At 42.4% G+C, this 22,374-nt stretch carries 17 protein-coding genes; all 17 read left to right on the top strand.

Annotation, left to right across the window (positions count from 1 at the left end):
* The 17 genes from ptsP (at nucleotide 1) to AC6IZR_RS07255 (ending at nucleotide 22,330) form a co-directional block, all read left to right on the top strand.
* Nucleotides 1-1,734: a phosphoenolpyruvate--protein phosphotransferase gene (gene ptsP, locus AC6IZR_RS07335; protein ID WP_497848366.1), complete on the top strand. Its 1,734-nt coding sequence runs from the start codon at nucleotides 1-3 to the stop codon at nucleotides 1,732-1,734.
* Between the two features lie 330 nt (nucleotides 1,735-2,064).
* The gene (gene glgB / locus AC6IZR_RS07330; RefSeq protein ID WP_497848365.1) at nucleotides 2,065-3,972 is read left to right on the top strand and encodes a 1,4-alpha-glucan branching protein GlgB; all 1,908 of its coding nucleotides are present in this window, start codon (nucleotides 2,065-2,067) and stop codon (nucleotides 3,970-3,972) included.
* 50 nt (nucleotides 3,973-4,022) lie between these two features.
* Nucleotides 4,023-5,165, top strand: a complete 1,143-nt coding sequence (locus AC6IZR_RS07325) for a glucose-1-phosphate adenylyltransferase (protein WP_014713084.1) — start codon at nucleotides 4,023-4,025, stop codon at nucleotides 5,163-5,165.
* Nucleotides 5,155-6,291: a glucose-1-phosphate adenylyltransferase subunit GlgD gene (glgD, locus tag AC6IZR_RS07320; protein WP_023917696.1), complete on the top strand. Its 1,137-nt coding sequence runs from the start codon at nucleotides 5,155-5,157 to the stop codon at nucleotides 6,289-6,291. The genes AC6IZR_RS07325 and glgD overlap by 11 nt, the downstream gene beginning before the upstream one ends.
* A complete protein-coding gene (gene glgA / locus AC6IZR_RS07315) occupies nucleotides 6,291-7,718 on the top strand; it encodes a glycogen synthase GlgA (protein ID WP_003006424.1) in 1,428 nt (475 codons plus the stop codon). The genes glgD and glgA overlap by 1 nt, the downstream gene beginning before the upstream one ends.
* 233 nt (nucleotides 7,719-7,951) lie before the next feature.
* Complete coding sequence (locus AC6IZR_RS07310; protein WP_497848364.1) at nucleotides 7,952-13,906, top strand: ZmpA/ZmpB/ZmpC family metallo-endopeptidase; 5,955 nt, start codon at nucleotides 7,952-7,954, stop codon at nucleotides 13,904-13,906.
* Nucleotides 13,907-14,134: 228 nt separating this feature from the next.
* Nucleotides 14,135-14,335, top strand: coding sequence for a F0F1 ATP synthase subunit C (locus AC6IZR_RS07305; protein ID WP_003006433.1), 201 nt, complete (start codon nucleotides 14,135-14,137; stop codon nucleotides 14,333-14,335).
* Nucleotides 14,336-14,368: 33 nt separating this feature from the next.
* Nucleotides 14,369-15,082 carry a F0F1 ATP synthase subunit A gene (atpB, locus tag AC6IZR_RS07300; RefSeq protein WP_024055550.1) on the top strand — a complete coding sequence of 238 codons (714 nt, stop codon included), beginning with the start codon at nucleotides 14,369-14,371 and terminating at the stop codon, nucleotides 15,080-15,082.
* A gap of 19 nt (nucleotides 15,083-15,101) precedes the next feature.
* Nucleotides 15,102-15,596, top strand: a complete 495-nt coding sequence (gene atpF, locus AC6IZR_RS07295) for a F0F1 ATP synthase subunit B (protein WP_004219970.1) — start codon at nucleotides 15,102-15,104, stop codon at nucleotides 15,594-15,596.
* Nucleotides 15,596-16,132 carry a F0F1 ATP synthase subunit delta gene (locus tag AC6IZR_RS07290; protein WP_024055549.1) on the top strand — a complete coding sequence of 179 codons (537 nt, stop codon included), beginning with the start codon at nucleotides 15,596-15,598 and terminating at the stop codon, nucleotides 16,130-16,132. Before atpF ends, AC6IZR_RS07290 begins: the two co-directional genes overlap by 1 nt.
* 15 nt (nucleotides 16,133-16,147) lie before the next feature.
* The gene (gene atpA / locus AC6IZR_RS07285) at nucleotides 16,148-17,653 is read left to right on the top strand and encodes a F0F1 ATP synthase subunit alpha (RefSeq protein WP_003006447.1); all 1,506 of its coding nucleotides are present in this window, start codon (nucleotides 16,148-16,150) and stop codon (nucleotides 17,651-17,653) included.
* A gap of 15 nt (nucleotides 17,654-17,668) precedes the next feature.
* Nucleotides 17,669-18,550 (top strand): F0F1 ATP synthase subunit gamma, encoded by an 882-nt coding sequence (locus tag AC6IZR_RS07280; RefSeq protein ID WP_201036914.1) that lies wholly within the window; start codon nucleotides 17,669-17,671, stop codon nucleotides 18,548-18,550.
* 85 nt (nucleotides 18,551-18,635) lie between these two features.
* Entirely contained in the window at nucleotides 18,636-20,042 is a 1,407-nt protein-coding gene (atpD, locus tag AC6IZR_RS07275; RefSeq protein ID WP_003011794.1) for a F0F1 ATP synthase subunit beta, read from the top strand.
* A 13-nt stretch (nucleotides 20,043-20,055) separates the two neighbouring features.
* Entirely contained in the window at nucleotides 20,056-20,475 is a 420-nt protein-coding gene (locus AC6IZR_RS07270) for a F0F1 ATP synthase subunit epsilon (RefSeq protein WP_003002471.1), read from the top strand.
* A 96-nt stretch (nucleotides 20,476-20,571) separates the two neighbouring features.
* Nucleotides 20,572-20,802, top strand: coding sequence for a DUF1146 family protein (locus AC6IZR_RS07265; RefSeq protein WP_003006458.1), 231 nt, complete (start codon nucleotides 20,572-20,574; stop codon nucleotides 20,800-20,802).
* A 66-nt stretch (nucleotides 20,803-20,868) separates the two neighbouring features.
* A complete protein-coding gene (murA, locus tag AC6IZR_RS07260) occupies nucleotides 20,869-22,152 on the top strand; it encodes a UDP-N-acetylglucosamine 1-carboxyvinyltransferase (RefSeq protein ID WP_045759256.1) in 1,284 nt (427 codons plus the stop codon).
* Complete coding sequence (locus tag AC6IZR_RS07255) at nucleotides 22,142-22,330, top strand: DNA-directed RNA polymerase subunit beta (protein WP_003006464.1); 189 nt, start codon at nucleotides 22,142-22,144, stop codon at nucleotides 22,328-22,330. Before murA ends, AC6IZR_RS07255 begins: the two co-directional genes overlap by 11 nt.
* Nucleotides 22,331-22,374 lie beyond the last annotated feature (44 nt).

Below are 22,374 nucleotides of genomic sequence, written 5' to 3'. Positions count from 1 at the left end.
ATGACAAAAATGCTAAAAGGAATTGCAGCATCTGACGGTGTTGCCGTTGCTAAGGCATATTTGCTCATTCAACCAGACTTATCATTTGAGACTGTTTCAGTCGAAGATACAAGTGCAGAAGAAGCTCGTTTGGATGCAGCTCTTGAAGCTTCACAAAACGAGCTTTCTCTTATTCGGGAGAATGCAGTAGCAAGCCTTGGTGAAGAAGCAGCGCAAGTTTTTGATGCGCATATGATGGTTCTCGCTGACCCTGAAATGATTGGTCAGATCAAAGAAACGATTCGTACGAAAAAAATCAATGCAGAGGCTGGCTTGAAAGAAGTCACTGACATGTTCATTGCAATCTTTGAAGGAATGGAAGACAATCCTTACATGCAAGAACGTGCAGCAGACATTCGCGACGTTACCAAACGTGTCCTTGCCAACTTGCTTGGTAAGAAATTGCCAAACCCTGCTTCTATCAATGAAGAAGCAATCGTGGTGGCGCATGACTTGACACCATCTGATACAGCTCAGTTGAACAAAAAGTACGTAAAAGCCTTTGTTACTAACATCGGTGGACGTACAAGTCACTCAGCTATCATGGCGCGTACACTTGAAATCGCAGCCGTTCTTGGAACAAATAACATCACAGAACTTGTCAAAGATGGTGATGTTTTGGCTGTTTCAGGTATTACTGGTGAAGTGGTGATCAACCCAACTGAGGAACAAATCGCAGCCTTCAAAGCGGCTGGTGAAGCTTACGCTAAACAAAAAGCTGAATGGGCTCTCCTTAAAGATGCTCAAACAGTTACTGCTGATGGAAAACATTTCGAATTGGCTGCTAACATCGGTACACCTAAAGATGTTGAAGGTGTAAATGATAATGGTGCAGAAGCTGTTGGTCTCTATCGTACAGAATTCTTGTATATGGATTCTCAAGACTTCCCAACTGAAGATGACCAATATGAAGCTTACAAAGCAGTTCTTGAAGGTATGAACGGTAAACCTGTTGTCGTTCGTACAATGGATATCGGTGGGGATAAAGAACTCCCTTACTTCGATCTTCCTAAAGAAATGAACCCATTCTTGGGTTACCGTGCTTTGCGTATTTCTATCTCTGAAACTGGTAATCAAATGTTCCGTACACAATTGCGTGCTTTGCTTCGTGCATCTGTTCACGGTAAATTGCGGATCATGTTCCCAATGGTTGCTTTGTTGACGGAGTTCCGTACGGCTAAAGGTATTCTTGAAGAAGAAAAAGCTAAATTGCTTGCTGAAGGTGTTTCCGTTGCAGACGATATCCAAGTAGGGATCATGATTGAAATCCCAGCTGCTGCAATGCTTGCTGACCAATTTGCTAAGGAAGTTGATTTCTTCTCAATTGGTACAAACGACTTGATCCAATACACAATGGCTGCTGACCGTATGAACGAACAAGTTTCATACCTTTACCAACCATATAACCCATCTATCCTTCGTTTGATCAACAACGTGATCAAAGCGGCTCACGCTGAAGGCAAATGGGCTGGTATGTGTGGTGAAATGGCCGGTGACCAAACTGCCGTTCCACTTCTTGTCGGAATGGGCTTGGATGAGTTCTCTATGTCAGCTACATCTGTCCTTCGTACACGTAGCTTGATGAAGAAACTCGACACAGCTAAAATGGAAGAATACGCTAACCGTGCTCTTACTGAATGTTCAACAATGGAAGAAGTTCTTGAACTTTCAAAAGAATATGTGAACGTAGACTAAAAATTCAACAAGACTAAGACAAATCTGTCTTAGTCTTTTTTTACATTGTTCATAAAAATGTTCATTTTATTCGTAATAAACTAGTTAGTAATAAAAATAGTGGTTTAAATGTTCGGTTTTTTCTTTAATTTTCCTCGTATATATAGTATAATCGTAAGTAAGATTAGGAGGAAAGCGAAGGAATGAAGTAAAAGGTTCGGAAAAGAAAATGAAAGAACTTTTCCTGATAAATTTACATGATTTTCCTGGAATCAACTTGAAAATTAAGTGATTTTATAGTAAAATAAAAACAATTAGAAAACGCTTTCAAAAAATAAAAGAGGTGAGTATATGGATAGAAGCACAGACTTATGGACATTTGGAAGAGGGGATAATTTCCAGCTTCAAGAGTATTTAGGTGCTCACAAGGAAACAAGGGGAGAACAAGAAGGATATGCTTTCCGTGTTTGGGCTCCCAATGCTCAGGCAGTTGATCTGATTGGTGACTTTACTGATTGGGAAGCACGGAAAATTCCAATGGTCCGTAATGAAGGAGGCGTCTGGGAAGTTTTCTGTTCAGATGCAAAAGAGGGAGATATATACAAATATTTGGTGACACGAAATAATGGTCATCAGGTTCAAAAAATTGATCCTCTAGCGTTATGGATGGAAAAACGACCCAATACAGGGTCTATCATTAAGACCATTCCGGAAAAGAACTGGAAAGACGGTCTTTGGAGAGCACGCCGTAAAAAATTTGGTTTTAAGGAACGACCTGTTAATATCTATGAGGTTCACGCAGGATCATGGAAACGAAATGATGATTATAGTTCCTATACTTTCAAACAACTAAAAGAAGAACTCATCCCTTATTTGGTTGAGATGAACTACACCCACGTAGAATTTATGCCAGTGATGGCCCATCCATTGGGATTGAGCTGGGGGTATCAGCTCATGGGCTATTTTGCCCTCGAGCAGACTTATGGTAGCCCAGAAGAATTTCAAGATTTCGTGGAAGAATGTCACCTCAACAATATCGGAGTGATCGTGGATTGGGTGCCTGGCCATTTCATCATTAATGATGATGCTTTGGCATATTATGATGGAACACCAACTTTTGAGTATCAGGATGAACATCGGGCCCATAACTATGGTTGGGGAGCTTTGAACTTCGATTTAGGAAAGAATCAAGTACAGTCTTTCTTGATTTCTAGTTTAAAATTTTGGATTGAAACCTATCATTTAGATGGAATTCGGGTCGATGCTGTGAGCAATATGCTCTATCTTGACTACGATAGTGGTCCATGGACACCAAATATTGATGGTGGAAACCTCAACTACGAAGGCGTTCATTTCCTTAGACGTTTGAATGCGATTATCAAGAACGAACACCCAGATGTCATGATGATTGCAGAAGAAAGTTCTGCTGGTCAAAAGATCACGGGTCCTGAAGAAGAAGGTGGACTTGGCTTTGACTATAAATGGAATATGGGTTGGATGAATGATATCCTTCGATTCTATGAAGAAGATCCCGTCTACCGGAAATTTGACTTTAACCTGGTAACTTTTAGTTTCATGTATGCATTTTCTGAAAACTTCTTACTACCATTTTCACACGATGAAGTGGTGCATGGTAAGAAGAGTTTGATGCATAAGATGTGGGGAGATCGTTACAATCAATTTGCTGGACTCCGTAACCTCTTGACCTATCAGATTTGCCATCCAGGTAAGAAATTACTCTTTATGGGTTCAGAATTTGGTCAATTTTTGGAATGGAAGTCAGAAGAGCAACTGGAATGGGGCAATCTAGAGGATGAAATGAATGCTAAGATGCGTCGTTTCACTTCTCAGCTCAATCATTTCTACAAAGAACACAAGGAATTGTGGGAGATTGATGATAGCTTTGATGGCTTAGAGATTATTGATGCAGATAACCGGGATCAGAGCGTCTTGTCTATGGTTCGGAAAAATCGTAAAGGCGATCTTCTGGTGTGTGTTTTCAATATGGCACCAGTGGAACGCAAGGACTTTACGATTGGTGTGCCTGTATCAGCGGTCTATGAAGAAATTTGGAATACAGAATTAGAAGAATGGGGAGGTGTCTGGAAAGAGCACAATCCGACAGTTCAGTCTCAAGATGGACTGTGGAAGGATTATGAACAAACTTTGACCTTTACTTTGCCGGCTTTAGGGGCTAGTATTTGGAAGGTAAAACGCAAGGTGCGTAAGACAAAATCTAAAACATCAGATAAGAAATGACGATCGGTTGACTCTATGGGAGTCCAAGCTTTAAAAAGAGGAAGTAGTCAATGAAGAATGAAATGCTCGCTTTAATTCTTGCCGGTGGGCAAGGAACACGTCTTGGAAAATTAACCAAAAACATCGCAAAACCTGCGGTTCAATTTGGTGGGCGCTATCGGATTATCGATTTTGCGCTATCAAACTGCGCCAACTCAGGAATTCACAATGTTGGTGTGATTACACAGTACCAGCCACTTGCCCTTAACAGCCATATTGGGAATGGTTCCAGCTGGGGCTTGGATGGAATCAATACGGGTGTGTCTATTCTCCAACCTTATTCAGCTAGTGAAGGAAATCGTTGGTTTGAAGGAACTAGCCATGCCATCCTCCAAAACATCGACTATATCGACAGCATCAATCCGGAATATGTCTTGATATTATCTGGGGACCACATCTATAAGATGGATTACGATGATATGCTTCAAGCGCACAAGGATAATAATGCAAGCTTAACTGTTGCCGTCCTAGATGTACCTTTGAAGGAAGCAAGCCGTTTTGGAATCATGAATACAGATGCCAATAATCGGATTGTCGAATTTGAAGAAAAACCAGCTGAACCAAAATCTACCAAGGCTTCCATGGGGATTTACATCTTTGACTGGGCTCGTCTCCGCAATATGTTGGTTGCTGCTGAAAAGAGTGATATCGATATGTCAGACTTCGGTAAAAATGTCATTCCAACTTATCTAGAATCAGGCGAAAGTGTTTATGCTTATGAATTCAATGGTTATTGGAAAGACGTTGGTACGATTGAGTCTCTTTGGGAAGCCAATATGGAATATATCGATCCAAATAATGCCTTGGATAGTCGCGATCGTCACTGGAAAATCTATTCACGCAACCTCATTTCTCCACCGAACTTCTTTGGGGAACATGGCCACGTCGAAGATTCTCTTGTCGTAGACGGTTGTTCGGTAGACGGTACAGTCAAACACTCCATCTTATCAACAGAAGCTCAAGTTCGTGAAGGAGCAGTTGTCGAAGATGCTGTCGTGATGAGCAATGCCATTATCGGTAAAGGAGCTGTCGTGAAACGCGCGATTATCGGAGAAGGCGCAGTCATTGCAGAAGGTGTCGTGATTGATGGAACAGAGGAAGTACAAGTTGTCGGTTACAATGAAAAAGTGGGGGTAGCAACAGATGAAGATTGATAAATATTCAGCCATTTTAGGAAATACAGTTGGGTATCATGATATGTCCACTTTGACCAGCCATCGTCCGGTAGCATCCCTACCGTTTGATGGGAAATACCGCTTAATCGACTTCCCATTGTCTAGTCTTGCAAATGCTGGTATTCGTAGTGTTTTTGGGATTTTCCAACAAGAAAATATTAGTTCGGTCTTTGACCATATTCGTTCAGGTCGTGAGTGGGGCTTGTCTACTTTATTGAGCCACTATTACCTCGGAATCTATAATACTCCAGTTGAAAATACAACGGTAGGACCAGAATACTACCAACAATTATTAACCTATTTGAAACGGTCTGGTTCTAATCAAACAGTTGCTTTGAACTGTGATGTATTAATGAATATTGACCTCAATCAGATTTTCCACCTTCATAATACCATTGATCGTCCGATTACAGTGGTTTATAAAAAGTTGCATCTGCAAAACATTTCTGAAGTGAATGCTGTCTTGGAAATTGATGAAACAGACCATGTTACAGAGCAAAAACTTTTTGATGGTCAGAATCCTGATGAAGTCTACAATATGTCAACAGATGTCTTTATTGTAGATACTCCTTGGTTGATTGAAAAAATTGAAGAAGAAGCCAAGAAAGAATACCCACAAAAATTGCGCTATATCTTGCGTGATTTGGCGGTGGAATACAATGCTTTTGCCTTTGAATATACAGGTTACTTAGCCAATATTCATTCAGTTGAATCATACTACCATGCAAACTTGGATATGTTGGAAAACCAAAAATTCATGAAGCTCTTTTCACCAAACCAAAAGGTGTATACGAAAGTGAAGAATGAAGAACCAACGTATTATTCCAAGACTTCACATATTAAAACGTCTCAATTTGCTTCGGGTAGTATTGTAGAAGGAACCGTTGAACGTTCCATTGTTTCACGTCGGGTACGCCTTTATGAAGGTTCAGAAGTACGCAGTAGCCTTCTCTTCCCTGGTGTTGTGATTCATGAAAATGCAATCGTCGAACATGCCATTCTGGATAAGGGTGTTGAAGTGGCTGCTGGTGTGACGATTCGTGGGACAGAAGAAGCACCTGTCGTGGTTAAAAAAGGAACGATTGTTACAGAGGATATTGTCTAATGAAACTATTATTTGTTGCAGCTGAAGGAGCACCGTTTTCTAAAACAGGTGGTTTGGGAGACGTTATTGGCGCTCTTCCTAAATCCTTAGCGAAAAGTGGTCATGATGTGCGCGTGATCCTCCCTTACTATGATATGGTAGAGGCTAAGTTTGGAGATCAAATCGAAGATGTCTTGCATTTTGAGACCAAGGTTGGCTGGAGAAGTCAATATGTTGGTGTGAAACGCATTGTGCGCGATGGAGTCACCTTTTACTTTATTGATAACCAACATTATTTCTTTAGAGGTCATGTGTATGGTGACTTCGATGATGGCGAACGCTTTGCCTTCTTCCAGCTCGCGGCCTTAGAAACGATGGAACGAGTTGACTTCATTCCAGATGTTCTTCATGCCCATGATTACCATACGGCGATGATTCCTTTCTTGCTGAAGGAAAAATACCGTTGGATTCAAGCTTATCATGGAATTAAGACAGTATTGACCATCCATAATTTGGAATTCCAAGGTCAGTTCGACCCAGGAATGTTGTGGGATCTTTTCGGAGTTGGATTTGAACGCTATGCAGATGGAACACTTCGATGGAATGATTGCCTGAACTGGATGAAAGCCGGCATTCTATATGCTGACCGTGTGACAACTGTTTCTCCTAGCTATGCGCATGAGATTATGACTGCTGAATATGGTTGTGGCTTGGATCAGATCCTTCGGATGGAGTCTGGCAAGGTGACCGGAATTGTTAACGGGATTGATGCAGATCTGTATAATCCTGAAACGGATCCACTCTTGACGTATCACTTCAGTCTCTCAGATCTTTCAGGTAAAGCAGCTAGTAAACGAGCTCTTCAAGAACGTGTCGGTCTACCTGTTCGCGATGATGTTCCTTTGTTTGGGATCGTCTCTCGTTTGACACGTCAAAAAGGCTTTGACGTGGTGGTAGAAGAGTTGCATCAACTCTTGCAAAAGGATATTCAGATTGTCTTGCTCGGTACAGGAGATCCTGGATTTGAAAATGCCTTTGCTTGGTTTGGTCAAGCCTACCCAGATAAACTTTCAGCGAATATCACATTTGATGTCCAATTGGCCCAAGAAATCTATGCAGCGTCGGATGTCTTCTTGATGCCAAGCCGTTTTGAACCGTGTGGTCTTTCTCAAATGATGGCCATGCGTTATGGAACCCTTCCTTTAGTGCATGAAGTCGGCGGACTTCGAGATACGGTCCAACCGTATAATGCTGTTGATGGAAGTGGAACAGGCTTTAGTTTCAATAATTTGTCTGGCTATTGGTTTAACTGGGCAGTTGATGAAGCCTTGGCTGTCTACTACAATGACAAACAGGCTTGGTATGGTCTCCAAGAGCAAGCTATGACGCGTGACTTCTCATGGGATACGGCTAGTCAACGATACAATGATTTGTACCAATCCTTATAAATAGATCTATAATACAAACGCCTTTCGAGGCGTTTTTTGTGTTGCTTTCTTCCTATAAAGAAAACGGTTTATTTTTTTGAGTTTTAGAGCTTGCTAAAATAGAAGAAAAAAGATAAGATAGGTAAAGGTAAAAAATCCCGGGAAGGTTCTTATTTCTGGAAAGGATCCCATCCTCTCTAAAAATAATCAGGTCCCTGCTCGAGGGTTAAATATTACTATATAGGAATTTTAGGATGAAAAAAGCGAAACAAACGTTTGAAAAAATGACCAAATATTCGATTCGGAAATTAACTGTCGGTGTTGGTCCGGTGGCCATTGGAGCCTTTTTATTAGGAGGAAGCTTGTTAGGAGCTCGTCCTGTCCAAGCTGATCAGATGACTCTACCTGCTCATGTTCACTTAGGATATGTGACAGAAGAAGAGCTGACTGCTGAAGAAAAAGCACAGGTGATTCATGCAATCCCTGAAGAGTATCAAAATGAAGATACTTTCTATCTCGTCTATAAGAAGAAGGAAGCAATTCAGTCGGTTCTTCCTCAAACAGGAAGTCAGGAAGTCGCCCTTTTTGGGCTAAGTCTAGCCACAGCTTCCTTTGCGGTCCTCTTACTCTCTAAAAAGCACCGGAAGAAGGTCATGGGCGTCCTTTTGATTGGAGCCATGGGACAAAGTCTTCTACTTCCAGTTGAAGTCGCAGCCCTACAAAATCAAGTTTTGCGCGCCTATAATCAGGATCTTGCGATCGCATCGAGCAAAGATCTTGCAAATGGCGTGATTCAAATTGACGGTTATGACTATATTGGTTATCTGCGCTACCCGTCAGTCCAAAAGACGAGCTTACGAGAGCCAAAGGCTATGCAGGAAACGAAACCTTCTGTAGAAGGAACGATCAAAACAAGTACAGGTATTCCACAAGTGGAAGCACAAGCTCGTGTGACCCCAGAAGTCTCTCCAGCCTTTCCTCAAGTTGAAAAACCAAGCCTGGAAGTCTCTACTGAGCCTGTGCCATTTGAAACTGTCAAACAAGCTGATCCTACATTACCTAAAGGGCAAACCAAGGTGCTGACTGCTGGTCAAAATGGGGAGCGGACCCTATTGACAGAAGTGAGTGTGGTAGATGGACAAGAAGTTCGCAGAGTCGTTGAAAGCAAGGTCACTAAAGAACCAGTTTCACAAATTCTTGCTGTTGGGACAAAAGAAGATGCCCAACCAACCCCTCAACCCAATCCTTCTCCAGTTGTAACGGCTAAGGGGACACAAGAAGAAGGTCATGTCGGTGAAGCTCCTGTTCAACCGGAGAAGCCAACCTATACAGGTGTGGTGGAAGATAAAGGAACACAGGAAGAAGGCCATATCGGCGAAGCTCCTGTTCAACCAGAGAACCCAGCCTATACAGGTGTGGTGGAAGCTAAGGGAACACAGGAAGAAGGCCATGTCGGCGAAGCTCCTGTTCAACCGGAGAACCCAACCTATACAGGTGTAGTAGAATCCAAGGGAACACAGGAAGAAGGCCATGTCGGCGAAGCCCCTGTTCAACCAGAGAACCCAGCCTATACAGGTGTGGTGGAAGCTAAAGGGACACAAGAAGAAGGCCATGTCGGCGAAGCCCCTATTCAACCGGAGAACCCAACCTATCAAGTAACGGAAGGGACGGTAACAGAGACAGAAACGGTAATCCTTCCATATGAAACAGAGTATGTAACGGACGCCAATCGTTACACCGATGAAGAAAGCCTCCTTCAGAAAGGCGAGGCTGGTAGCCAGGAGATTCGTCGAGTTTATAAGACGGTCAATGGTGAGAAGATTGGCGAGCCTCTCAGTACGACCACTGAAACGGTAAAAGCTCCTGTGACAGAAAAAATTAGTCGTGGGACTAAGGCGATTGAAGGCCAAACAGAGGATGTTTCGTTTGAAGAAATTCCATTTAAGACGGTAACCGAACAAGATGTTACCTTGCTAAAAGGAACCGAAAGGGTTTCTCAAGTCGGTAAAAATGGGAAGAAAAAAATCACCAAGGTCTATAAGACCATTAAAGGTGTCAAAACAACGGATGCTCCTACAATTTCTGAAGAAGTAGTAGAACAAGCCCAAGATCAGATCATTCAACAAGGGACCAAAGAACTTGATAAGCCTACCTTAACTTTGACCCAGGTCGATAAGGAAGAATTGAAGCGCAGTGCTAAAGCTACTTATCATTTGGATAAACCAGACGGTGTGACCATCAAGTCCATCCAGGCTGTATTGAAGAAGGGTGATCAAGTGGTGAAAACCCTGACCCTTTCAGAGACGGACTTGGCAGCTGCTTTAGCGGACTTGGACTACTACAAGGATTATACGCTCGCAACGACCATGGTGTATGACCGTGGAAATGGGGATGAAGAAGAAGTTCTCAAGGAAAAACCACTGAGAATTGATCTTAAAAAAGTTGAAATCAAAAACATCAAGGAAACCAGTCTGATTAGCGTGGATGACCAAGGTCTTGAGACCGATAGCAGCCTCTTGTCTGAAACACCATCAGATGTGAAGCCTTACTACTTAAAGGTCACTACCTATGATAATAAGGTTACAAAACTAGCCGTTGATAAAATTGAAGAAGTAACGGTAGATGGCGTGACCCTCTACAAAGTAACAGCCAAAGCTCCTGATCTCATTCAACGGACTGCGGACAACCAGTTTAGTGAGGACTATGTCCACTATATTGCAAAACCCAAAGCTCATGAAGGGGATGTCTACTACAATTTCAACGAACTTGTAAAAGCTATGCAAGCCAATCCGACTGGTACCTTTAAACTGGGTAGCAATATGAATGCGGCTAATGTCCAGCCAGTAGGGAAATCCTATGTGACCAATGCCTTCAAGGGAATTTTGGAAAGTACGAATGGAAATAAATTTGCCATCCATAACATTACAAGACCATTATTTGGGAACATCGAAGGTGGCTCGGTTAAGAATCTCTTGCTTGAAAATGTCAATATTGACCTACCTGGGACAGATCGAGTAGCCCCAATAGCAGGTGTTATCAAAAATAATGCAACTGTCGAGAATGTTAAAGTAACAGGAAGTGTTGTTGGGAACAATGACGTAGCAGGGATCGTCAATAAAATTGATGGCAGTGGGAAAGTAAGTAATGTCGCCTTTATCGGGAAACTGCACGCTGCTGGGAACAAAGGTGGCTATCTAGCGGGTGTTGTTGGTGAGAACTGGAAGGGTGTCGTAGAAAAAGCTTACGTTGATGCTGAAATCACTGGGAATAAAGCCAAAGCTGCAGGTTTGGCTTATTCCTCTCAAAATGGTGGAAATAACCACACAGTAGGTAAAGAAGGGGTTCTCAGAAATTCAGTTGCTAAAGGTTCAATTGAACTGAAAGAAGCTGTTCAATCTGGTGGGTTACTGGGGACCAACTGGGCCTTGGGTGCTATTGAAGACAACATCACCATGATGAAAGTCAAAACTGGTGAGATGGTCTTCGGACACTCGGATATCGACGCAGATGATTATTTCACCTATTCAAGAACCAAGCGCAATTACAGTGTGGAAGGCGTGAGTGAAGGGAAGAAAACCTTTAACAACTCCCGTAAAATCCCTAGCATCTCGCTGGCAGAAGCTGAGCAGAAGATTGAAGCAATGGGAATCACTGCTGATAAATTCACCAGCAGGAAACCAATTGAAGATACGCTCAATCACCTTGTTAGCAAAGACGATCAATACAAGGCTATCACTGCTTACGATGCGACTCGTGAGCTAGCTTACCGCAATATTGCTAAATTGCAACCATTCTACAACAAAGAATGGATTGTCGACCAAGGGAATAAATTGGCTGCAACGAGTCCTCTCTTGACCAAGGAAGTCTTGTCTGTGACTGCTATGAAGGGCAATGATTTTGTTACTGAACTAGCTGATGCTGATCACATCCTGATCCATTATGCCGATAAGACAAAAGATATCTTTAGCATTTCACCGAAAGAGTCTAAAGTCAAACAAGTCAAAGAGTACAGTGTGGCGGAGCTCGGTGAAGTGGTCTATACGCCAAATATGGTGGACAAAGACCGGAGCGATCTCATTGGTGCGATCGTTGAAAAATTAAGCCCTGTCGAATTACAATCAGATCCAATCTACACACATCTTGGTCGAACAGGTCCTAACAAAGTCAATGCCATTAAGAACCTTTACCTTGAAGAAAGCTTCCAAGCAGTCAAGGATAATCTGACTCACTTTGTCAAACAACTAGTTGAAAACCAAGATCATCAATTAAATACAGATGAGGCTGCCAAACGGGCCCTTATCAAGAAAGTTGATGACAACAAGGCCGCTGTTCTTCTTGGTTTGTCATACCTCAATCGCTATTATGGAGTGAAGTTCGATGATGTCAATCTCAAACAGCTCATGTTGTTCAAGCCAGATTTCTATGGGAAGAATGTTGATGTCTTAGACCGCTTGATTGAAATTGGTTCAAAAGAAGACTACATCAAAGGGACTCGTACCCACGATGCCTTCCGAGAAGTCGTGGCTAAATCGACTCTTTCTGGGAACCTAAATGACTTCTTGAAGTACAATATGGAGCTCTTCACAAAAGAGACAGACTTGAATGATTGGTTCATTAAAGCAACCAAAGACAATGTCTATATTGTGGAGCCTGAGACGACCAATCCAGCTTTCGCATCTGCTAAGCATAGAGCCTATGAGGGCTTAAACAATGATGTTCACGGTAAAATGATCTTGCCACTCTTGAACTTAAAAGATGCCCATATGTTCTTGATTTCAACATACAATACCATGGCTTATAGTTCCTTCGAGAAATATGGTAAGAACACGGAAGCAGAGCGGAATGCCTTCAAAGCGGAAATTGACAAGGTGGCGAAAGGGCAACAAAATTATCTCGATTTCTGGTCACGTCTAGCAACGGATAAGGTTCGCAATCAACTCTTGAAGAGCAATAATATGGTGCCGACCCCTGTCCTTGATAACCAAAACTACAAGGGCATTAGTACAGACCGTTACGGCCATACCAACAGTGGCAAAGATGTCGCTCCAATCCGTGAATTGTATGGTCCAACCGATCGTTACCATGCGACAGATTGGCGCATGGGAGCTGTGGCGCGAATTTACGGAAACCCATATAAAGACGACTCTGTTTTCTTCATGGTGACCGATATGATCAGTGACTTTGGGGTCTCTGCCTTTACCCACGAAACAACGCACGTCAATGACCGCATGGTATACTTAGGTGGTTGGAGACACCGAGAAGGAACCGATATCGAAGCCTTTGCCCAAGGCATGTTACAAACGCCATCCGTATCCAATCCAAATGGGGAATACAAGGCCTTAGGTATCAACATGGCCTATGAACGTCCAAATGATGGGAACCAATGGTACAATACCAATCCAAATGATTTGAAGTCACGTGACGAAATTGATCGGTATATGAAAGGCTATAACGACACCCTCATGCTTCTGGATTACCTAGAAGGAGAAGCTGTCCTCAACAAAGGCAGTCAAGACTTGAACAATGCATGGTTCAAGAAGGTTGATAAACAATACCGAGGGGCTAACACCAAGAATCAATTTGATAAGGTACGTCCTTTGAGCGATGAGGAAAAAGCGATCACCTTACATTCAGTAGATGATCTCATCACCAACAACTTCATGACCAATCGTAGTCCTGGAAATGGAGTCTATAATCCATCTGACTTTGGCTCCGCCTATGTGACGGTACCGATGATGACAGGGATCTATGGTGGAAACACCAGTGAAGGGGCTCCTGGAGCCATGTCCTTCAAACACAATACCTTCAGACTCTGGGGTTACTATGGCTATGAAAAAGGCTTCTTAGGCTATGCTTCAAACAAGTATAAACAAGAATCCAAACAAGCAGGTCATGCGACTCTAGGGGATGATTACATCATTCAAAAGATTTCTGATGGGAAATTCAGTACACTTGAAGACTGGAAGAAAGCCTACTTCAATGAAGTGGTAACCAGTGCCAAAAATGGACTTCAGGCTATTGAAGTGGATGGGACTACTTATAGCTCTTATGAGGACTTAAAACAAGCCTTTGCAACTGCGGTTGAAAAAGATCAGGCCAGTTTGAAGAATGGTTCTGTCAAATTTGACAATACCCTTGCCTTGAAAGAAAAAATCTTTAAGAAATTACTGCAACAAACAGACAGTTTCAAAACGTCTATCTTTAAATAATCGAATTCTCTCATCTGCTGAGCAGGTGAGAGTTTTTTAGAAGAAAAAATGAATAGAGGTGGACAAAGCGACTAAAAATTAAAAGAAATCAATCGTAGATAGGAAAAATTATCATATTAAAAAAATAACGTAATTTCACTAAAACGCTTACTTTTATAGGAAATATTTGACTATTATATCTTTTAGGAGTAAACTAAGGAGGTAAAATTTATAAAAGGAGAATTCATCATGAATTTAACATTTTTAGGTCTTTGTTTAGCCTGTTTTGGTGTATCACTGGCAGAAGGTTTGATGATGAGTAGCTTATTGAAATCTGCGTCTCGTCAACCAGAAATTATCGGTCAATTGCGTAGCCTCTTGATTCTTGGTGTTGCCTTTGTCGAAGGTACTTTCTTCGTAACCTTGGTTATGGCCTTTATTATCAAATAGACGCTTCTATTTTAGAAAAGGAGGTGTCAAACCTTGGAAGAAAGTATCAATCCAACGATTACTCTTGGACCTGTATCTTTTAATTTGACCCTACTTGCTATGACCCTGATTTCTGTTTTCGCCGTTTTTGGCTTCATTTATTGGGCCAGTCGAAAAATGTCGATCCGACCAAAAGGCAAACAAAATGTGCTGGAATACGCATATGACTTTGTCGTAGGCTTTACAAAAGGAAATATTGGGGAACATTACATAAAGGACTATTCCTTGTTCTTGTTTGTTCTTTTCCTCTTTCTTTTAGTAGCCAATAACATTGGATTGATGGCTAAAATCGAAACGACCAATGGTTACAATTTGTGGACATCACCAACCGCTAACCTGGGTTATGACTTTGCCTTTTCATTTTTGATCACCTTAATCGCCCATGTAGAAGGAATTCGCAGACGTGGTGTGAAGGAATATTTAAAGGCTTTTGTGACACCCGGATTTATGACCCCCATGAATATTTTGGAAGAATTAACGAACTTTGCCTCCTTGGCACTTCGGATCTTCGGAAATATCTTTGCGGGTGAGGTACTAGCAAGCTTGCTTGTGACTTTGTCGCATCAAGCTGTTTATTGGTATCCATTTGCCTTTATTGGAAGCATGGCGTGGACAGCGTTTTCGATTTTCATTTCATGTATCCAAGCCTATGTGTTTACCATGTTGTCATCAATTTATATTGGTAAGAAAATTAATGGTGAAGAGTAAGTAGAGGAGGAGTAGAAGAATGCATGTATCAATGAGTGAAATTATTGGTAACTTTATTCTCATTGCTGGTTCCTTCCTATTATTAATCTTTTTAATAAAGAAATTTGCATGGAACAATATCAATGGAATTTTAGAAGCGCGTGCCAAAAAGATTACAGATGATATTGATGGAGCAGAATCAGCTCGTCAAAAAGCTGAGGAACTAGCAAGTAAACGTGAAGAAGAGTTGGCAGGTAGCCGCAAAGAAGCTGCGTCTATCGTCGAAAATGCAAAGGAAACTGCAGAAAAGAATAAATCTCAGATCCTTTCAGAAGCCACTCAAGAAGCAGTACGTTTGAAAGAAAAAGCGCAACAAGAAATTGCGCATAACAAAGAAGAAGCATTGAACAGTATCAAAGGTGATGTGGCAGATCTCACTGTCAATCTTGCCAGCAAATTGTTGAGCCAACAGCTGGATGCTGAAGGTCAACGCCAACTGATCGATCGCTATCTTGATGAATTAGGAGAAGCCTAATGGACAAAAAGCAACTGATGGTGATTGAGAAATATACCCAGCCTTTTGTTCAATTGGTCTTTGAAAAAGGAGAACAAGACCTAGTCTTTGAAAAATTGACTCAAATCAAGGGTATTTTTGAAGAGACTGGACTTGCTAACTTCTTAGCTCATATCGGTGTAGAGGATGAAGAGAAAGCAAAAAGTCTCAGACTTTTTCAACCCTCGGATTCACAATTACTCGACCATTTGATTGAAGTGGTTATTCTCAATCATCGTGAAGCCTTATTTTATGACATTGTAACGATTTGTTTGGATCAGATTCAACTGTTGAGCAACGCTTTTGTCGTCACTGTTACGACGGTTGCTGGTTTGGATCCTGTTCAAGAGCAAAAGCTAATCCCCATTATCGAAAGAAAATTTGGGATTCAAGTTCGCTCGATCCAACAAAAGATCGATCCAGATTTAATTGGTGGCTTTGTCGTGACAGCCAATCATAAAACGTTGGATACCAGTCTCAAACACCAATTGCAAGTTATAAAATCTAAATTGAAATAGAAAGTGGTGTGAATTTTGGCGATTAACGCACAAGAAATCAGCGCTTTAATTAAGCAACAAATTGAAAATTTCAAGCCAAACTTTGACGTCACTGAGACAGGTGTTGTAACCTACATTGGTGACGGGATTGCCCGTGCTCATGGTCTTGAAAATGCCATGAGTGGTGAGTTGTTGATCTTTGAAAATGGCTCATACGGGATGGCCCAAAACTTAGAGACAACGGATGTCGGTATCATCATCTTGGGTGATTTCACGGATATTCGTGAAGGAGACTCTGTCCGTCGTACAGGTAAAATCATGGAAGTCCCTGCAGGGGATGCCTTGATTGGTCGGGTTGTCAACCCACTTGGCCAACCAGTAGATGGTTTGGGTGAGATTGTGACAGATAAATTCCGTCCAGTTGAAACACCAGCTCCTGGTGTTATGCAACGGAAATCTGTCTCAGAACCCCTACAAACTGGTTTGAAAGCCATTGATGCCCTCGTTCCAATCGGACGTGGCCAACGGGAATTGATTATCGGGGACCGTCAAACAGGGAAAACTTCGATTGCCATCGATACCATCTTGAACCAAAAGGGTCAAGACATGATCTGTATCTATGTGGCGATTGGTCAAAAAGAATCAACAGTTCGTACGCAAGTAGAAACTCTTCGTAAATACGGAGCCATGGATTATACGATTGTGGTAACCGCTTCGGCTTCCCAACCGTCTCCATTGCTCTACTTGGCACCTTATGCCGGGGTTGCCATGGCAGAAGAGTTCATGTATAACGGTAAACACGTTTTGATCGTCTATGATGATTTGTCAAAACAAGCCGTAGCCTACCGTGAATTGTCCCTTCTTCTTCGTCGTCCACCAGGACGTGAAGCCTTCCCAGGGGATGTCTTCTATCTCCACAGCCGTTTGTTGGAACGTTCAGCTAAAGTTTCAGATGAATTGGGTGGTGGCTCTATTACAGCTCTTCCAATCATTGAAACCCAAGCAGGAGATATTTCTGCTTATATCGCAACCAACGTGATTTCGATCACAGATGGACAAATCTTCTTGCAAGATAGTTTGTTCAATGCTGGTATTCGTCCGGCCATTGATGCAGGTTCTTCTGTATCCCGTGTAGGGGGAGCTGCCCAAATCAAGGCTATGAAGAAAGTTGCGGGTACTCTTCGTATCGACCTCGCTTCATACCGTGAATTGGAAGCCTTCACGAAATTTGGTAGTGACTTGGATGCTGCGACTCAAGCGAAATTGAACCGTGGTCGCCGAACAGTTGAAGTCTTGAAACAACCTGTTCATGAACCATTGACAGTTGAAAAACAAGTCGTGATCTTGTATGCCTTGACTCATGGTTTCTTAGATAGTGTTCCAGTAGACGATATTCTTCGTTTCCAAGAAGAGTTGTTTGATTACTTTGAAGCACATTATAACCAAATCTTTGAGACGATTCGTTCGACACATGATCTTCCAGCAGAAGAAGAACTGGATGCAGCCCTTACAGAATTTGTCAACCAGTCAAATTTCAAATAGAAATAGGAGTGGAAGATGGCAGTTTCATTAAATGATATAAAAAATAAAATTGCATCCACTAAAAATACCAGTCAAATTACCAATGCTATGCAGATGGTGTCTGCTGCTAAACTCGGGAAATCTGAGCAAGCAGCCAAGGATTTTCAGGTTTATGCCGCTAAGGTACGTAAGTTACTAACAGACTTGCTCCATGGACATGAAACAGAAAATGCCAAATCCCATCCTATGTTGGTGAGTCGGCCGGTAAATAAGACAGCTTATATCGTGATTACATCTGATCGTGGTTTGGTCGGAGGCTACAATGCCTCCATCCTTAAAACTATGATGGAAATGAAGGCAGAATACCATCCAACTGGAGATGACTTTGAAGTGATCTGTATTGGAAGTGTCGGTGCGGATTTCTTCCGTGCCCGTGGGATTCAGCCGGTTTATGAATTGCGTGGTTTGCCTGATCAACCTAGCTTTAAGGAAGTTCGTACGATCATTTCGAAAACAGTCCAAATGTATCAGGAAGGCTTGTTTGATGAGTTGTACGTCTGTTACAACCATCACGTCAACAGTTTGACTAGTCAAATGCGGGTAGAACAGATGCTTCCGATTATTGATTTGGACCCCAATGAAGCAGATGAGGATTATGTATTGAATCTAGAATTGGAATCTAGTCGAGATGCCATTTTGGATCAATTGCTCCCTCAATTTGCTGAAAGCATGATCTATGGTGCCATTATTGATGCTAAAACAGCTGAAAATGCTGCGGGGATGATGGCCATGCAAACTGCAACAGACAATGCCAAGAAAGTCATTGATGAATTAACGATTCAATACAACCGTGCTCGTCAAGCAGCGATTACACAAGAAATTACCGAAATCGTTGCAGGTGCTAGCGCCCTTGAATAGTTGTCGGATACAATTTTTTATACAAAAACGGATGCTCTAAAGAGAACTTTTGAGCAGTAGAAATTACTTAGAATAGGAGAATGACATGAGTTTAGGCAAAATTTCTCAGGTCGTAGGTCCCGTCGTAGACGTTGCCTTTTCCGTTGGAGATAAACTTCCTGAGATCAATAATGCGCTTGTAGTCTATAAAAATGACCAACAAAAATCAAAAGTCGTTCTTGAAGTAGCTTTGGAACTTGGTGATGGGGTCGTACGGACCATCGCCATGGAATCAACTGATGGTTTAACACGTGGAATGGAAGTCTTGGACACAGGTCGTCCAATCTCTGTTCCAGTCGGAAAAGAAACCTTGGGACGTGTCTTCAATGTTCTTGGAGATACCATTGACTTGGATCAACCTTTTCCTGAGGATGCTCCTCGTGACTCCATCCACAAAAAAGCTCCATCCTTTGACGAGCTCTCTACTTCAGAAGAAATTCTTGAAACAGGGATCAAGGTTATTGACCTCTTAGCCCCTTATTTGAAAGGTGGGAAGGTCGGACTCTTCGGCGGTGCCGGAGTTGGGAAGACCGTCTTGATTCAAGAATTAATCCATAATATTGCCCAAGAACACGGTGGGATTTCTGTATTTACCGGTGTTGGGGAACGGACACGTGAAGGGAATGACCTTTACTGGGAAATGAAAGAATCTGGCGTTATTGAAAAAACAGCCATGGTCTTTGGACAAATGAATGAGCCACCTGGAGCACGGATGCGTGTTGCTTTGACTGGTTTGACCATTGCGGAATACTTCCGTGATGTCGAAGGTCAGGACGTTCTCTTGTTTATCGACAATATCTTCCGTTTCACCCAAGCCGGATCTGAAGTATCAGCCCTTTTGGGACGGATGCCATCAGCCGTTGGTTACCAACCTACTTTGGCAACTGAAATGGGGCAATTGCAAGAACGGATTACGTCAACGAAGAAAGGTTCTGTTACATCCATCCAAGCCATCTATGTGCCAGCCGATGACTATACAGACCCAGCGCCAGCAACCGCCTTTGCCCACTTGGATTCAACCACCAACTTGGAACGTAAGTTGGTACAATTGGGGATCTACCCTGCGGTGGACCCATTGGCATCAAGCTCACGTGCCCTTTCTCCAGAAATCGTAGGAGAAGAACACTATGCAGTCGCTTCTGAGGTCAAACGCGTCCTTCAACGTTACCATGAATTGCAAGATATCATTGCTATCTTGGGGATGGATGAATTGTCTGACGAAGAAAAGACCTTGGTTGCTCGTGCTCGCCGGATCCAATTCTTCTTGTCACAAAACTTCAACGTTGCAGAACAATTTACAGGTCAACCTGGTTCTTATGTCCCAGTTGGAGAAACTGTTCGTGGCTTTAAAGAAATTTTGGATGGGAAATATGACCATCTTCCTGAAGATGCCTTCCGTGGTGTTGGATCGATCGAAGATGTGATCGCCAAAGCTGAAAAAATGGGATTCTAAGAAGAGGTGAAAGATGAGTCAAATGAACGTCCAAATCGTTACACCGGATGGACTGGTTTATGATCATCATGCCGCATTTGTATCTGTCAAGACAATTGATGGTGAATTAGGGATTTTACCTCATCATATCAATACCATTGCGGTTTTGGCTGTAGACCAAGTAAAGGTTCGTCGTGTCGACGATGACAAACATATTGATTGGATTGCAGTCAATGGGGGGATTATCGAAGTAGCTGATAATGTCATTACCATTGTTGCCGATTCTGCCGAACGTGCTCGAGATATCGACATTAGTCGTGCAGAGCGTGCCAAACTGCGAGCTGAAAAAGCGATTGAAGAAGCCAAAGATCAGCATTCGGTTGATATGGAACGTCGTGCTAAAATTGCTCTTCAACGCGCCATTAACCGGATTAATGTCGGAAATCGTTTATAAGATATTCAAATAAGGTGGAGGTTTTGTCCTCACCTTATTTTTGTTGGGAGAGAATCAAAAGAAGAAAGTACGGACCAAATATGGTATAATAGCTGTATGATTCAAATGATTTTTAATCTTTCAAGCCATCTATTGTTTATCTTTTTTGCCTATTACCTATTGATGAACCTGGTTCAATGGGAAAAGTTTTTAAAAGTAAGTGCTGAAAATGCGGTTAAAATCCGTTTTTTGATCTTGATGATCAGTGTTGGAATAGGCTATCTAGCCAGCTCATTTTTTATCAGTGTCTATGAGATGAGTCGGCAGATTTTTATTGGCCAATTCTAGCCACATTTTATAAAAAATATGGTATGATAGAAAGCGTGACTTTAAGAAATTGGAGAACAATCCCGTATGGAAAAAATAATCGTTAATGGTGGTCATAATCGACTGGTTGGAACCGTCAAAATCGAAGGAGCCAAAAATGCTGTCCTTCCTCTTCTTGCTGCAACAGTTCTAGCAAGCGAGGGCGTGACAACCTTGAAAAATGTACCTGTTTTATCAGATGTCTTTACAATGAACAATGTTGTTCGTGGGTTGAATGCACAAGTAACCTTCAATGAAGAAGATAATACGGTTGTCGTAGATGCGCGAGAGAAATTGTCTGAGGAAGCGCCTTATAAATATGTGAGCAAGATGCGGGCTTCTATCGTTGTCTTGGGTCCTGTCTTGGCACGCAATGGCCATGCCAAAGTTTCCATGCCTGGTGGCTGTACGATCGGTAGTCGTCCGATTGACCTCCACTTGAAAGGTCTGGAAGCTATGGGCGCTGAAATTACCCAAACAGCCGGCTATATTGAAGCAAAAGCAGATCGTCTCAAGGGAGCACACATCTATATGGACTTCCCATCAGTAGGGGCGACACAAAATATTATGATGGCGGCAACCTTGGCTGATGGAGTCACTGTGATTGAAAATGCAGCTCGGGAACCTGAAATTGTTGACCTAGCTCTCTTGCTGAATAAAATGGGAGCTAATGTTAAGGGGGCAGGAACTGAGACTTTGACTATTGTTGGTGTGGAGAGCTTGCACGGGGCAAACCACAATGTTGTGCAAGACCGCATCGAGGCCGGAACCTTTATGATTGGGGCAGCCATGACTGGTGGAGATGTCTTGATCGAAGATGCCATTTGGGAACACAACCGTCCGCTTCTATCTAAGATGCAGGAGATGGGTGTTACGGTAACCGAAGAAGAAAATGGAATTCGAATTCAGTCGGATATCAGTAAGCTCCGTCCAGTGACCGTTAAAACTCTTCCCTACCCAGGATTCCCAACCGATATGCAGGCTCAATTCACAGCCTTGATGGCCATGGCTAAAGGTGAGTCTACCATGATTGAAACGGTCTTTGAGAATCGCTTCCAGCATTTGGAAGAAATGCGTCGGATGGGCGTTCACTCGGATATTATGCGGGATACAGCTCGTATCGTTGGAGGGGAAAGCTTCCAAGGTGCAGAGGTTATGTCGACCGATTTACGAGCAAGTGCAACCTTGGTCTTGATGGGCTTGGTAGCAGAAGGAGAGACGAAAGTCAGCAAATTAAGTCACTTAGATCGTGGTTATTATCAATTCCATGAGAAATTGGTGGCGCTAGGTGCAGACGTGAAACGTGTAGAGGAAGAAGACGATGAAAACTAATCTTCGCTATGTTGGAAAACAGCTAGGGATTGTCCTCCTGTTGGCTGTGATTGGAATCATCATTTTTGCAGTTGGTTTGGTCATTGGTTATGGAGTGATTGGAGATGGAAAAAATCCATGGTCCATTCTCTCTCCGGACACTTGGTCAGAGATCATTGGAAAGCTAACAGGCAAATAAGCTTTTAACTAAAATTGAGTAAAAAGGAGAGCAGCGAATCGAGT

It is taken from the genome of Streptococcus mobilis, assembly GCF_059727625.1.
This window is presented reverse-complemented; position numbering and strand designations above follow the sequence as displayed.

Coding starts and splice junctions, on each gene's coding strand:
- ptsP (WP_497848366.1), top strand. CDS start 1: ATGACAAAAATGCTAAAAGGAATTGCAGCATCTGACGGTGTTGCCGTT.
- glgB (WP_497848365.1), top strand. CDS start 2,065: ATGGATAGAAGCACAGACTTATGGACATTTGGAAGAGGGGATAATTTC.
- AC6IZR_RS07325 (WP_014713084.1), top strand. CDS start 4,023: ATGAAGAATGAAATGCTCGCTTTAATTCTTGCCGGTGGGCAAGGAACA.
- glgD (WP_023917696.1), top strand. CDS start 5,155: ATGAAGATTGATAAATATTCAGCCATTTTAGGAAATACAGTTGGGTAT.
- glgA (WP_003006424.1), top strand. CDS start 6,291: ATGAAACTATTATTTGTTGCAGCTGAAGGAGCACCGTTTTCTAAAACA.
- AC6IZR_RS07310 (WP_497848364.1), top strand. CDS start 7,952: ATGAAAAAAGCGAAACAAACGTTTGAAAAAATGACCAAATATTCGATT.
- AC6IZR_RS07305 (WP_003006433.1), top strand. CDS start 14,135: ATGAATTTAACATTTTTAGGTCTTTGTTTAGCCTGTTTTGGTGTATCA.
- atpF (WP_004219970.1), top strand. CDS start 15,102: ATGCATGTATCAATGAGTGAAATTATTGGTAACTTTATTCTCATTGCT.
- AC6IZR_RS07290 (WP_024055549.1), top strand. CDS start 15,596: ATGGACAAAAAGCAACTGATGGTGATTGAGAAATATACCCAGCCTTTT.
- AC6IZR_RS07280 (WP_201036914.1), top strand. CDS start 17,669: ATGGCAGTTTCATTAAATGATATAAAAAATAAAATTGCATCCACTAAA.
- atpD (WP_003011794.1), top strand. CDS start 18,636: ATGAGTTTAGGCAAAATTTCTCAGGTCGTAGGTCCCGTCGTAGACGTT.
- AC6IZR_RS07270 (WP_003002471.1), top strand. CDS start 20,056: ATGAGTCAAATGAACGTCCAAATCGTTACACCGGATGGACTGGTTTAT.
- AC6IZR_RS07265 (WP_003006458.1), top strand. CDS start 20,572: ATGATTCAAATGATTTTTAATCTTTCAAGCCATCTATTGTTTATCTTT.
- murA (WP_045759256.1), top strand. CDS start 20,869: ATGGAAAAAATAATCGTTAATGGTGGTCATAATCGACTGGTTGGAACC.
- AC6IZR_RS07255 (WP_003006464.1), top strand. CDS start 22,142: ATGAAAACTAATCTTCGCTATGTTGGAAAACAGCTAGGGATTGTCCTC.